The organism is Streptomyces netropsis (genome assembly GCF_014203545.1).
GTDB classification, from domain to species: Bacteria; Actinomycetota; Actinomycetes; order Streptomycetales; family Streptomycetaceae; genus Streptomyces; species Streptomyces netropsis.
This window is the reverse complement of sequence record NZ_JACHJG010000016.1, coordinates 181,910-195,064: the sequence shown is the minus strand read 5'-3', so window position 1 is coordinate 195,064 and position 13,155 is coordinate 181,910. Positions and strand designations below refer to the sequence as shown.

Below are 13,155 nucleotides of genomic sequence, written 5' to 3'. Positions count from 1 at the left end.
TACATGCGTTCGCCGGTGGTGCTGTAGGGGTCGGCGGTGAAGCGTTCGGCGGTGAGGCCGGGGCGGCCGGTGTAGCCGTGGGCGAGCTGGATGCCCGCGAGGTAGAGCTCGCCGGGGACACCGATGGGTGCGGGGCGCAGGGCCGCGTCCAGGACGTAGGTGCGGGTGTTCCAGATGGGGCGGCCGATCGGCACCGACGCGGTCTGGGTGTCGGGGCTGGTGGCGTGGGCGGTGACGTCGACGGACGCCTCGGTGGGCCCGTAGAGGTTGTGCAGCTCCACACCCGGCAGCAGGTCATGGAAGCGCTGGACGGCGTCGGCGGGGAGGGCTTCACCGGAGCAGATGACCCGGCGCAGGCCGGTGCAGTCACCCGCCGCCGGGTCGGCGAGGAACGCCTGGAGCATCGAGGGCACGAAGTGAACCGTCGTGATCCCCTCGTCCTGGATCAGGCGTGCCAGGTAGGCGGGGTCCTTGTGCCCTTCCGGACGTGCCAGGACGAGGGTGGCGCCGGTGCGCAGGGCCCAGAAGAACTCCCACACCGACACATCGAACCCCGACGGTGTCTTCTGCAACACCCGGTCCGAAGCATTCAGCTTGTAAGTGTCCTGCATCCACTCCAGACGGTTGTGAATGCCCTCGTGCCCGACCACGACGCCCTTGGGGCGTCCGGTGGAACCGGAGGTGAAGATGACATACGCCGCCGCGTTCTCCGGCAGCACCCGCTCAGGGGCGGTGTCGGGGTGCTCCGCTGCCGCACCGGCAGGGGTGTCCAGCAACAGCACCGGCACATCACTGTCCGGCAGACGGCCCGCGACAGCGGTCGTGGTCAGGACCAGGGCGGGCTTGGCGTCCTCGAGGATCCAGCCGATCCGCTCGGCCGGGTAGTCCGGGTCCACGGGTACGTACGCCGCACCCGCCTTGGTGACCGCATACAGCGCAACCATCAACTCCAGCGACCGAGGTGCGGCAACGGCGACGAAGTCACCGCTTCCCACCCCCCGCGCGATCAGCTCGTGCGCCAGCCGGTTCGCCCGCGCGTCCAACTCCGCATACGACAGCGACTCACCCTCGAACACCACAGCCGTCGCATCCGGGGTCCGGGCCACCTGGGCCTCGAACACACCAGGCAACGTCCCCGCCGCGACCTCACGACCGGTCGCGTTCCACTCCTCGACGACCAGCCCGCGGTCGGTCCCGGACTGCACCTCCACCGCACCGATCGACACACCGGGGTCAACCGCGACCGCCTCCAGCAGCCGCACCAGCCCCTCCGCCAACCGCCGCGCCGAACCCTCGTCGAACAGATCCCGCGCGAACTCCAGACGACCTCCGATGCCGGCGGCCGAACCGTCCGGGGCGTTCTCCTCGACCAGCCGGAAGAACAGGTCGAACCTGGCGCTCCCGGTGTCCATCAGCTCGGAGTCCGCGTCCAGCCCGGCCAGCTCCAGCCGTGACGTGTCGCCGCTCTGTACGTCGAGGGCCGTCTGGAACAGGGGGTGGCGGGCCAGCGAACGGGTCGGGTTGAGGGCCTCCACGAGGCGCTCGAACGACAGGTCCTGGTGGGCGTAGGCCGCGAGGTCCGTCTCCCGGACCCGGCCCAGCAGCTCGCGGAACGTCGGGTCGCCCGACGTGTCCGTGCGCAGCACCAGCGTGTTGACGAAGAACCCGACCAGATCGTCCAGCGCCGCGTCCGTACGACCCGCGATCAGGGAGCCGACCGGGACGTCCGTGCCCGCCCCGTAGCGGGTCAGCAGCGCGGCCACACCTGCCTGCGCGAGCATGAACATGCTGGCGCCGTTCTCGGCCGCCAGTGCCCGGAGCTTGGCGTGTGCGTCCGGGGAGAGCCGGAACGGGACGCGTCCCCCCTCGTACGTCGCCGTCGCCGGCCGCTGCCGGTCGGTGGGCAGGGGGATCTCCTCGGGGAGTCCGGCGAGCGTTTCGCTCCAGTAGCGCAGTTGTCCGCCGAGCTCGCTGTCCCGGTCGTCGGCGTCGCCCAGCACGTCACGCTGCCAGAGCACGTAGTCGGCGTACTGCACGGGCAGCGGCTGCCATTGCGGTGCCTGGCCCGCTCGGCGTGCGGCGTAGGCGGTGGACAGGTCCCGGGTGAAGGGGGTGACCGACCAGCCGTCGCACGCGATGTGGTGGACGACCAGTTGGAGGACGTGCTCGTCCTCGGCGAGGGCCAGCAGCCGGGCGCGGACGGGGATCTCGGTGCCGAGGTCGAAGCCGTGCCGTGCCGTCTCCGCCAGGGCGGTGGGCAGCGTGGCCGGGGTGACCGGTGCCACGGGCAGTGCCACGGTCGCGGTGCCCGCCTCGAGGATCAGCTGCCGTGCCTCGCCGCCGAGCTCGGGGTAGACCGTGCGCAGGCTCTCGTGGCGTGCCACGACGTCGTTGAGTGCCGCGTGCAGTGCCGCGACGTCCGGTCGGCCGTGCAGGCGGATGGCCACGGCCTCGTTGTAGACCGCGTCCTGACGCCCGAGCTTGTTGAGGAACCACAGCCGGTTCTGGGCGGCCGACAGCGGAATGATCTCCGGGCGTTCGGCGGCGGTGAGGGGCTGCCGGGCTCCTCCGGCAGCGCCGAGCTGCTGGGCGACGTCGGCCACGGTGGGGGCCTCGAAGACGCGGCGGAGGGGAAGTTCGGCCTGGAAGAGGGCGCGCACCCGGCTGACGATCTTGGTGATCTGGAGGGAGCGTCCGCCGAGCAGGAAGAAGTTGTCGTGGACGCCGACGTCGTCGACGTCGAGCACCTCGGCGACGATCCGGCAGAGGGCCTCCTCCTGCGGGGTGCGCGGGCGGTCCGTGGCCGCCGCTTCGGCGGCGGGGGGCGTGTCGGCCGCTTCGTCGTCGGCGGAGGTCGCGGCGACCGCCCGCCGGTGGGTGCGGCGTGCCGCTTCGGGGGCGGCGAGGTCCTCGACGCGCCGGTCCGGTCCCGCCGTGGCGAGCTGCCGCAGGAACTCCAGGAAGCCTTCCTGGTACGTGGTGAGTTCGTCCTCGCCGTAGAGCTCCGCGTTGGCGTCGCAGTCGATCTGCAGCCCGGGCTCGGTCGTGCGGTCGTAGATGAGGAACGACAGGTCGTCGACCGGGCCGGTGGCCAGGGTGCGCGGGCGGGAGCGGTGCTCGCCGAACGACAGCTTGTGGTCGAAGAGCATGAGGTTGACGTGCGGGCCGGTCAGCCGGCGCTCGTCGGCGAGCATGCCGAGGTCCTGGCGGATGTCCTCGTACGGGTAGCGCTGGTGCCGGGTGGCTCCGCGCAGTTCGCCCGAGACCTGGGCCATCAGTTCGGCGACCGTCATGCCGGGGGTGAAGGTGATCCGCAGCGGCAGGACGTTGGAGACCATGGACGGCACGCTGAGGGCCGTACGGCCCAGCCGGTTGGACACCGGGAGTCCGAGGATCACCTCGTCCTCGCCGGTCAGCCGCTGGAGGTAGGCCGCGACCGCGCCGAACAGCACCGGGGGCCAGGAGACCTCGGCCGCGCGGCCGAGGTTGCGCAGGTCGTCGGTGTCCTGCTGGGGCAGGTGCGCGGTGCGGTGGATGAGCCTCTCCACGGTGCCCGGGCGGCGTCCGGACAGGCCGGCCGGTTCGGGTGCGTCGGCCATGTGCTCCGACCAGTACGCCCGGTCCTTCGCCCCGCGCTCGGAGCCCCGGTACGCGGTGTGTTCGGCGATCAGGTCGGACAGCGGCGCGAACGGGTTGTCGCCCACGGTCCGGCCTTCGGCGAGTGCCGAGTAGATCTCCGGTACGCGCTGCGCGATGACGACGACGGTGTATCCGTCGGCCAGCAGGTGGTGGTAGCGGTAGAACCAGAAGTGGCGTTCCTCGGCGACCTTGAGCAGGGCGAACCGGAACAGGGGGTCGCGCATCGGGTCGACCGGGCGGTCGAGTTCCGCCGCCATCCAGGCCCGCGCCGCGGCTTGGGGGTCGCTCTCGGCGGTGAAGTCCAGCCGGTCCGGTGACCAGGCGAAGTCCGCTGCGGGCAGCACCCGCTGGACGGGCTCGCCGTCGGCGAGCTCGAACCGGACGCGCAGGGTATCGGCTTCCTCGACGACACGGCGCAGGGCCCGCTCCAGCAGTTCCACGTCCACGGGGCCGTCGATGTCGAGGTACTCACCGAGGTGGAAGATCGTGTTCTGCGGGTTCAGCTGCTGTGCGTACCAGATGCCGGCCTGGGCGGCGGTCAGCGGCAGCGGGACGTCCTGGTGCTCGGACACAACTAATTACCTCCAGCGGAGTCGATGCCCCCTGGCGTGTCCAAGGGCGCTCGTGAATACCTGCTGCCGCGTCGTCGGCGGGGGCTCAGCCCTTGCCGCCGCCGACGAACTGAATGAACTGCGCCGCCACGGAGTTGCGGTAGAAGTCCTGGGTCGCGACACGGGGCAGCCCGCGGTCGCGCATCTCCCGCAGGAGCCGGATGACCAGCAGGGAGTTCCCGCCGAGTTCGAAGAAGTTGTCGCCGGGCCCGACGTCGGTGCCGAGGACCTGGCTCCACAGGGCGAGGATGTCGGCGGCGAGCGGGTCCGCGGGGGCCGGGGTCTCCGAGGTGTCGGCGGGCCGGGCGGCGGGGGCGGGGGTCTCCCGGGCGGTGGGGGCGGGGAGCGCGGCGGTGTCGACCTTGCCGTTGATGGTCAGCGGGATGGCCTCGACCGGGGTGAGGGTCGCGGGCATCATGTAGTCCGGCAGCACACCGCTCGCGTGGCTGAGCAGGTCGGCCGCCGCGACCCCCGGTCCGCTGAGCGCGACGTACGCGTCGATGCGGGCCGTGGCGTTGTCGCCCGGCGTCTCCTGGCGGAGCACGACCGCCGCGCCGGTGACCTCCGGGTGGCTGAGCAGGACGTTGCGGATCTCGTCGAGTTCGATGCGGTGTCCGCGGATCTTGACCTGGTTGTCCAGGCGGCCGAGGTGGTCGAGCCGTCCGTCGGGGCGCAGCCGGCCGCGGTCGCCGCTGCGGTAGACGCGGCCGCCGCCGTAGGGGTCCTCGATGAACCGCTCGGACGTCAACTCCGGCTGGTGCAGATAGCCTTGTGCCACTCCCGTGCCGCCGACGTAGATCTCGCCCGGGGCCCCGGGCGGCAGCACCCGGCCCTCGGTGTCGCGGACCGACACGGACCAGCCGGGCATGGCACGGCCCACGGACCGGCCCTTGACGGCCACGTCGGCGGGGGTCACGGTCTGCTCGGTGACGTGCACGGTGGTCTCGGTGATGCCGAACATGTTGGACAGGCGGACGCGCGTGTGGGAGTGCCGGGCGAACCAGGGGGTCAGCATGCCGACGTCCAGCGGCTCGCCGCCGAAGACGACGAGGCGCAGGGCGAGCGGGGACCGCAGCCGGCCGTCGGCCTCGATGAGCTGCGCGAAGGCGGACGGGGTCTGGTTGAGTACGGTGACGCCGCGGTCGACGAGCAGCTCGTAGAAGAGTTCGGTGTCGCGGGTCACCCAGTAGGGCACCACCACGAGTTCGCCGCCGGTCAGCAGGCAGCCCCAGATCTCCCAGACGGAGAAGTCGAAGGCGCTGGAGTGGAAGAACGTCCACACGTCGGTGTCGCCCAGGGCGAAGTCCTCGCGGGTGGCCGCGATCAGCGCGGCGACGTTGCGGTGCGGGACGGCGACGCCCTTGGGGCGGCCGGTGGAGCCGGAGGTGTAGATGACGTACGCGGCGGCCGCGGCGTTCTCGGCGAGCGGGGGCAGTTCGTCACTGGTGCGCGCCGCCAGCGCGATCAGGTCGGCGGGGGCGGCCACGCGGACGTCCTCGATGGCGGGGAAGGTGTCGGCGGAGCCGATGACGATCCGGGTGCCCGCGTTGCCGACGGTGTAGCGCAGCCGCTCCTCCGGGTAGCGGATGTCCATGGGCACGTACACGCAGCCCGCCTTGAGCACGCCGAGCAGCGTCACGATGAGTTCGGCGGTGCGGTCCAGAGCCACGCCGACGAGGTCGCCGGGGGTGGCGCCGAGCACCCGCAGGCCCCGGGCGAGGCGGTCCGCGCGCTCGTCGAGCTGGGCGTAGGTGAGCGTGGTGTCGCCGTCGACGACGGCGACGGCGTCCGGCTGCCGGCGGGCGGTGTCCTCGAAGAGGCCGTGGACGGTCCGGTGCGAGGTGTCCGGGCCCGCGGCGGGCGGGGTGACGCCGGAGGCGACGATCGCCAGGGCGTCGGACGCGCTCATGAGGTCGATGTCGGCGAGGGTGCGGTCCTGGCCGGCGGTCAGCTGGTCGGCGACGTGGGCGACATGGGCCGCGAAACCACGGGCGATCTCGGGGGCGACGTCGCCCTCGTCGTAGGCCAGGACGCCGTCCGTCGTGCCGTCGGCGGCACGCCGCCAGTGCAGGACGAGGGGCAGTGCGGGGGCGAGGAACGGCCGGTGGTCGGCCCCCGGGTGCAGCTCGCCGAAGACGACACCCACGGCCGGCACGGGGCCGGGTGCGGTGACCTCGTCACCGTCGCCGGCCGCCCACTCGGCCACGTACGCGTCGGCCGTCAGCGTCCCGTCGGGGGCGACGGAGCGGACGAGGGGCCCGGCGTCGGCGCTCGCCATGTCGAAGACGGCGACCGCGGTGCACTCCCCCGCGGAGTAGCGCGCGAGGACGAGACCCACGGCCGCGAGGAGGGTCGCGTCCGACGGCTCCGGCTCCTTGAGCTCCACCGCCACCGTGCCGGCCAGGCCCGCGCGGGACGGGTCGCCGAGGCCCCACTCCGCTTCGGGGCGGGCACCGGCGGGGTACGTCGGCCGCGCGCCGGGGGCCGGGATGCGCGGCTCGAGGCCGGTTCCCTCCAGCAAGAACGCGGCCAGTCGCCGCAGTTCCTCCTCGTTCAGGGCCGCCCGCCGGGCGACGAGAACGAGGTCGGACTGCCCGTCGGCGTAGCGCAGCAGCACGGCGCGGACCGGGGGGCCGGAGGGGGACAACGGGCGTCCGGCCTCGGCTTCCCGGCGGGCCAGGGCGAGCGGGGTGTCGGAGGCGGTGGGCACGGGCTCGTGCCAGAGGTGGACGCCTGCCACGGTCGCCGGTGCGACCGGGCCGCGGGCCCGGACGGTCAGGCTGTGGCAGGACCTTGCCTGGGCGGCCGGCAGTCGGCCCGGGCCGACGGGGACGGCCACACGGTAGCGGACGGCTGTCGCCATGTGCGCAACTCCTGCGGAACGAGGTGATCGAGGGCGTGGATCGGGTGGTGTGGGGCGGCCCGGCGGGCAGGCCCGGCTCAACGTGCGGTGAAGCCGCCGTCGACCGTGATCGTGCTGCCGGTCACCTGGCGCGAGTCGTCGCCGGCCAGCCAGAGAGCGGCGCCCGCGATGTCTTCGGGCTCGATGAGCCTGTTCATCGGCTGTGCCTGGACGAAGATCTGCTCGTGCTCCTCGACGGCGACGTCGAGGGAGCGGGCGATCTCGGCGAGCATGCGGCCCTCGACGAGCGGGTCGTCCCGGACCGAGCCGGGGCACAGGGCGTTGACGCGCACCCGGTGCGGGGCGTAGTCGAGTGCCGCCGCCTTGGTGAGGCCGATCAGACCGTGCTTGGCCGCCACGTAACCGGCGAAGTGGCGGTAGCCCACGAGGCCCGCGGTCGAGGCAACGTTGATGATGCTGCCTTCGTTGCGGGCGACCATGTGGGCGCTGACCGCCTTCGTCATCCGCCACGCACCGGACAGATCGGTGTCGATCATCAGGTCCCACTCGTCCTCGGTGATCTCGTGGACCGCCTTGCCCGAAGGGGCCGCGATACCGGCGCCGTTGACCAGCACCTGCACCGAACCGAACCGGTCGAGGGCCTGCCCGATCGCCGTCTCGCACTCCGCGGACCTGCGCACGTCGGCGGTCACCGCGAGCACGGCGGCGCCGTGGGCGCGGCAGAGGTCGACGGTGTGTTCCAGCTGGCCGCCGGACCCGAGGGGGTAGGGCACCCCGTCGAGGTCCTGCCCGATGTCCAGCAGGACGAGGTCGGCGCCCTCCTCGGCGAACCGGGTGGCGCAGGCCCGGCCGAGGCCGCGGGCCGCGCCCGTGATGACGGCGGTCTTGCCTTTCAGCTGCATGGTGCGGCCTCTCTCAGCCAAGGGTCCGGGTGACGGCCGCCAGCAGCGGCGCCGGGTCGTCGGCCAGGTACATGTGGCTGCCGGGGATCTCCACCAGCTCGAAGTCCGCGGCGGTCGCCTTCCGCCACTCCTCGGCCTGCTCGCGGGTGACCAGCTCGTCGTCGGTGCCGCGCAGCGAGGTGACGGGGATGTGCAGCGGGTCCTTGGAGACGGGCTTGTAGTCCTCGTGCATCTCGACGTCGGCGCGCAGCAGCGGCAGCAGCAGCTCCCGCATGTCGGGGTCCTCCAGCGCCTCGTGCTTGTAGCCCGCGAACGACTCGACCTGGGCGAGGAAGCCGGCGTCGTCCAGGCCGGTGGCCCGGTCGCTGCGCCCGCTCCAGGGGCCGGGGGATCCGCTGACGAAGAGGTGGCAGGGGCGGCCGGTGCCGGCCCGGTCGAGGTTGCGGGCGATCTCGTAGGCGAGCACGGCGCCGAGGCTGTGCCCGAACAGGGCGATGCGGCCGTAGCGTCCGCTCAGTCCGGCGACCTGCTCGGCGAGCCGCTCGCCGGCCACCACGGCGTCCCGGAACGGCTCGTCGATGAAGAGTTCTTCGCGGCCGGGCAGTTGGAGCGGGACGACGGCCGGGCCGCCGGCCGGCAGGTCCTTCCACCCCCGGTAAAATCCCGCGCCGCCGCCCGCGAAGGGCAGGCAGATCAATGCGCAATCCGCCAGGACCCCGGCGTCGTCAGCAAAGGGACCGGCAAAGGTATTGGTCGCCATCGTCAATGTCTTCCTTTTCCGGCGAAAGTGCGTAGGAGGCTTCGAGCAGGCCTGGGCCCGACCCGTGCCATCCTGCGGTCGGCCGGTATTCCCGGCAATCGGCCCGGCAGCAAGCTGCCATGGCTGACTTCGCCTCGTGACGACCGTCATGGCAGCTTGCTGCAGGGACACTTGAGCCGACCACGACGTGCCGGTCACCGTGTGGCAGACGATGCCCTCAGGCTTTGGTGCGGGGCCTCGGCCGACCGCAGGAATACCTGCCGGATAAACGCGCGACATGGCAGCTTGCTGCGGGCGCGCTTCAATCAGACCGAAGGATAGGTATGTCCCCAGCGCTTCCCGGCAGTGCGCCGGAAAGGCACCGTGTGGTGCTCACCGGATTCGGCGTGGTGTCCAGCATCGGCATCGGTGCCGCCGAATTCACGGAGAGCCTCAAGGCGGGCCGCAGTGGCGCGAAGCCCATCTCGATATTCGATGTCGAGGGCTTCGCGCACAGCAACGGCTGTGAGGTCTCCTCGTTCGATCCCGAACAGTGGGTCCACAACACCCCCATTTCCAGTCTCGGCCGGGCGAGCCGCTTCGCGGTCGGCGCGGCCCGGATGGCCCTGCAGGACGCCGGCCTCGAACCGGCACAGCTGGCCGACCGGCGCGGGCTGATCTCGCTGGGCACCACCGACGGCGAGTCCTACGAGCTCGACCAGCTGGTGGCCGTCGAACTCGCCGACGGGCCCGAGCGGATGGACCCCGAGGTCGTCCGCCGGGTGTCCCCGGTGCGGCTGTCGACGGCCATCGCCCAGGAGCTCGGGCTGACCAACGTGGAGGCACAGACCATCGCGACGGCCTGCTCGGCGGGCAACTACGCGATCGGGTACGGCTTCGACGCGGTGAGCTCCGGCGAGGCGGAGTTCGCCCTGTGCGGCGGGGCCGACGCGATGTGCCGCAAGACGTTCACGGGCTTCTACCGGCTGGGCACCATCGCCCCCGAGTGCTGCCAGCCCTTCGACGTCAACCGCAAGGGCATCCTCACCGGCGAGGGCGCGGGCGTCCTGGTCCTGGAGCGCCTGGACTCGGCGCTGGCGCGCGGCGCCACGATCTACGCCGAGGTGCTCGGCTACGGGCTCAACTGCGACGCGTACCACCAGGTCGCCCCGAACGGCGCCAGCGTCGCGAGCTGCATGGACATCGCGCTGAAGAACGCGGGTGTGAAGCCCGAGGAGGTCGATCTGATCTCCGCGCACGGCACCGGCACCAAGGCCAACGACATCACCGAGGCGCACGCCATCCGGGACGTCTTCGGCACCGCCCCGCCGCGCACGATCTCCCTGAAGTCGATGCTCGGCCACACGATGGGCGCCGCGAGCGCGCTGGGCGCGATCGCCAGCGGGCTCGCCATCGCCCACGGCTTCATCCCGCCGACCATCAACCACACCGAGACCGACCCCGAGTGCGAGATCGACTGCGTGCCGAACCACGCGGTCGAGGCGGACCTGCGGATCGTGCAGAACAACGGGCTGGCGTTCGGCGGCAACAACGCGATCGTCATCCTCGGCAAGTACGAGGACGGCCGGGAGAGCCGGGAGAACGCGGCATGAGTTTTCCGATCACCGGGGTCGGCGCGGTGGCGAGCATCGGGAACACACCCGATGAGATCTTCGCCGGCCTGTGTGCGGGCCGCAGCGGGCTCGCCCCGCTGCGCGGCTTCGACCGGGAGAAGTTCAAGGCGCAGCAGCTCTTCGAGATCGACGACCGGTCCGGTGAGGGCGACGAGCCCGGCCGGGCGACCCGCTTCCTCGTCGAGGCCGTGCGGCAGGCCGCGGCGGACGCCGGGCTCGGCGAGGACCTCAGCGGTGTGCCGATCCTGGTCGGCACGGGCCTGCGGGAGCTGCGGTCGCTGGAGCTGTGGTGGCGCGACGGCATCCCCTTCGACGCCGCGGACCTGGACTTCGGCCCCGCGCTGCGGGAGCGGTTCGGGGCGCTGGACACCCATACGTTCGCCAACGCCTGCTCGGCCTCGCTGTACGCGCTGGCCCTGGGCTGGGACCTGCTGGAGCAGGGCGAGGCCGACACGGTCATCGTGGCGGGCTGCGACGCCGTGACCGAGTCGATGTTCGGCCAGGCCGACCGGGTGCAGTTCGACCCGCCGCCCGCCGTGCGCCCGTTCGACCGGGAGCGGCAGGGCACCATCCTCGGCGAGGGGGCGGCCGCGGTCGTGCTGCGCCGGGAGGCGGCCCCGGGCCGTCCGGTGCGCGGCTGGCTGCGGTCAGTGGCCGTCAACTGCGACGCCCGGCACCCCACGGCGCCCGACCGGGAGGGCATCACCGCGTCCGTCCGGCAGGCCCACGAGACGGCGAAGGCCGCCCCGGGCGACATCGATCTGGTGCTGCTGCACGGCACCGGGACCCCCGTCAACGACCTCATGGAGGCCGAGGTGACCGCCGAGGTCTTCGCCGGCGCGCGGCCGGCCCTGACGGGCATCAAGTCGCAGACCGGCCACACCTCCGGCTCGGCCGGGCTGATGAGCCTGCTGGTGGCCCTGTCCGCCATCACGTCCGGGCGGATACCGCCGATCGCCGGGCTGTCGGATCCGCTGCCGGAGGCCGCGGGGCTGCGGCTGGTCCGCGACACCCCGCTGGCCGAGCCGGTGGGCGTCGCCCAGGTCAACGGCTTCGGGTTCGGCGGCGTCAACGCCGTGGCGATCGTGGCGGGTGCGGCATGAGCGTCGCGATCACCGGTGTGGGGCTGCTGCTGCCCGGACTCACCGACCCCCAGGGCCTGCTCGGGCCCGCCGTGCCCGGCGCGGACCCCGTCGACCCCGCCGCCCTGATCGGCAAGAAGGGGCTGCGCTACAAGGACCGGGCCACGCAGATCGGTCTGTGCCTGGCGTCGGCGGCGCTGACCGACGCGGGGCTGCTGGACGCCGGCGGGCTCACCGTCCCCGGTGAGCGGGTCGGCGTCGTCGTCAGCACCAACCTCGGCAACGCCGACACGGTCTGCCGGGCGGTCGCGACCATCGCGAAGGAGGGCACCGCCGGGCTCAGCCCGATGGACACCCCGAACGCCTCCAGCAACATCACCGCCTCGGAGACCGCGATCCGCTTCGATCTGCGCGGGCCGAACCTGACGGTGTGCAACGGCGTCACCTCCGGTCTGGACGCGGTGCGCTGGGCGGCGCTGACCGTCCGGTCCGGCCGCGCCGACCACATGCTCGTCCTGGGCGTGGAGCCCGACAACGAGGTGACGCGGGCGCTCGTGGGCGGACCCGTCGTGGACGGCGGCGCGGCCGTGGTCCTCGGCCGGGCCGCCGGGAGCGCCCGGGCCGAGGTCACGCTCGGCCCGACGGTCCGTGCCGCCTCGCTCGCCGCCTGCGCGGACGAGCTCACGCGCACGGCGCCCGGCGGCGCCGGGTGGTTCACCGACGACCCGGCGCTCGTCCCGGTCGGCGCGGAACACTTCGGCCTGCACGGCTGGGGCGAGTGCTCCGGCGCGCTGGGCGTCCTGCAGTGCGCGGCGGCCGTCGGCTGGGCCGCCACGGGCCGGACCGAGCCGGTGTACGCGCTGCTCGGCGGTGCCGGTACGGCCTCCACCGGGCTCGTCCTCACCCCCCGTGGGCCGTCCTCATGAAGCAGGTCGTGCTGCTGCACGGGCTCGGCAACAACGGCGCCATCTGGTCGCGCACGCAGGAGCACTGGCCTGCCGACGTGCGGGTGCACAACCCCGATCTGCCCTGGCGCAGCGACGGGATCGACGCCTGGCGTTTCGAGACCGACTCGGCGGGCCGGCTCGCCGAGACCCTGTCCGCCGTGCCCGGCGGGCCGGACCTGGTGGTCGCCCACTCGTTCACCGCGCTGCCCCTGCTGGAGCTGCTCGCCCGCCGGGCACTGGCGGGCGAGCGGCCGGGGGTGGCGGGGGTGGTCCTGGTGACGCCGTTCTACCGGCGGGACCCGGACGACTTCCACTGGAACATGATCGCGCCACTGCTGGACAGCTTCCCCGAGACCATGTCGGAGGCCATCCGGCTGCAGTCCGGCGACCGGCCCGTGCCGCCGGACCTGCGGGCCGACATGGCCCGCAGGCTCTGCGAGTGGATCGGCCCCTACGGGTGGCTGCGGTTCTTCGACGCCTATCTCAACTCGCCGCGGCTGCGGCTGGACCTGATCACCGTGCCCTGTCTGGTGATCGGCGCGGAGCAGGACGTCACCGCGCCCGTCGCCGAGGCCCGGCACCTCGCCGCGGACCTGCCCGCGGGCGAGGCGCTGATCCTGCCCGAGGGCGGCCACTTCCCGATGCTGGACCGGCCGCGCGCCTTCGCCGAGGCCGTGCACGGCTTCCTCGACCGCGTACCGGCCCGGCTCAGCCCGGCCGCCTGAACACGAACCGAAG

General features: G+C 72.7%; 8 protein-coding genes. 4 read left to right on the top strand and 4 right to left on the bottom strand.

Going from position 1 to position 13,155, the window contains the following annotated elements; genetic code table 11:
• The 4 genes from FHS38_RS30335 to FHS38_RS30320 all read right to left on the bottom strand — a co-directional run.
• Positions 1-4,211: non-ribosomal peptide synthetase (locus FHS38_RS30335; RefSeq protein ID WP_184739009.1), on the bottom strand; the 4,211-nt coding region annotated here is incomplete at its 3' end.
• A gap of 85 nt (positions 4,212-4,296) precedes the next feature.
• Positions 4,297-7,113, bottom strand: coding sequence for an amino acid adenylation domain-containing protein (locus FHS38_RS30330; RefSeq protein WP_184739007.1), 2,817 nt, complete (start codon positions 7,111-7,113; stop codon positions 4,297-4,299).
• A gap of 77 nt (positions 7,114-7,190) precedes the next feature.
• Positions 7,191-8,015 (bottom strand): SDR family oxidoreductase, encoded by an 825-nt coding sequence (locus tag FHS38_RS30325; RefSeq protein ID WP_184739005.1) that lies wholly within the window; start codon positions 8,013-8,015, stop codon positions 7,191-7,193.
• 13 nt (positions 8,016-8,028) lie between these two features.
• Positions 8,029-8,775 (bottom strand): thioesterase II family protein, encoded by a 747-nt coding sequence (locus FHS38_RS30320; protein ID WP_184739003.1) that lies wholly within the window; start codon positions 8,773-8,775, stop codon positions 8,029-8,031.
• Positions 8,776-9,098: 323 nt separating this feature from the next.
• On the opposite strand from FHS38_RS30320, the gene FHS38_RS30315 reads away from it, so the two are divergent.
• From FHS38_RS30315 to FHS38_RS30300, 4 genes are read left to right on the top strand one after another with little or no spacing between them, the layout of a single operon-like run.
• Entirely contained in the window at positions 9,099-10,367 is a 1,269-nt protein-coding gene (locus FHS38_RS30315; protein WP_184739001.1) for a beta-ketoacyl-[acyl-carrier-protein] synthase family protein, read from the top strand.
• Entirely contained in the window at positions 10,364-11,491 is a 1,128-nt protein-coding gene (locus tag FHS38_RS30310) for a beta-ketoacyl-[acyl-carrier-protein] synthase family protein (protein ID WP_184739000.1), read from the top strand. Before FHS38_RS30315 ends, FHS38_RS30310 begins: the two co-directional genes overlap by 4 nt.
• The gene (locus FHS38_RS30305; protein WP_184738998.1) at positions 11,488-12,396 is read left to right on the top strand and encodes a beta-ketoacyl synthase N-terminal-like domain-containing protein; all 909 of its coding nucleotides are present in this window, start codon (positions 11,488-11,490) and stop codon (positions 12,394-12,396) included. Before FHS38_RS30310 ends, FHS38_RS30305 begins: the two co-directional genes overlap by 4 nt.
• On the top strand, positions 12,393-13,142 hold the full coding sequence (locus tag FHS38_RS30300; RefSeq protein ID WP_184738996.1) for an alpha/beta fold hydrolase: 750 nt from the start codon (positions 12,393-12,395) through the stop codon (positions 13,140-13,142). The genes FHS38_RS30305 and FHS38_RS30300 overlap by 4 nt, the downstream gene beginning before the upstream one ends.
• The last annotated feature ends 13 nt before the right edge of the window (positions 13,143-13,155 follow it).

Bases quoted from the DNA above. Each gene is read 5' to 3' on its own strand.
- FHS38_RS30330 (WP_184739007.1), bottom strand. From the start codon at position 7,113: ATGGCGACAGCCGTCCGCTACCGTGTGGCCGTCCCCGTCGGCCCGGGC.
- FHS38_RS30325 (WP_184739005.1), bottom strand. From the start codon at position 8,015: ATGCAGCTGAAAGGCAAGACCGCCGTCATCACGGGCGCGGCCCGCGGC.
- FHS38_RS30320 (WP_184739003.1), bottom strand. From the start codon at position 8,775: ATGGCGACCAATACCTTTGCCGGTCCCTTTGCTGACGACGCCGGGGTC.
- FHS38_RS30315 (WP_184739001.1), top strand. From the start codon at position 9,099: ATGTCCCCAGCGCTTCCCGGCAGTGCGCCGGAAAGGCACCGTGTGGTG.
- FHS38_RS30310 (WP_184739000.1), top strand. From the start codon at position 10,364: ATGAGTTTTCCGATCACCGGGGTCGGCGCGGTGGCGAGCATCGGGAAC.
- FHS38_RS30305 (WP_184738998.1), top strand. From the start codon at position 11,488: ATGAGCGTCGCGATCACCGGTGTGGGGCTGCTGCTGCCCGGACTCACC.
- FHS38_RS30300 (WP_184738996.1), top strand. From the start codon at position 12,393: ATGAAGCAGGTCGTGCTGCTGCACGGGCTCGGCAACAACGGCGCCATC.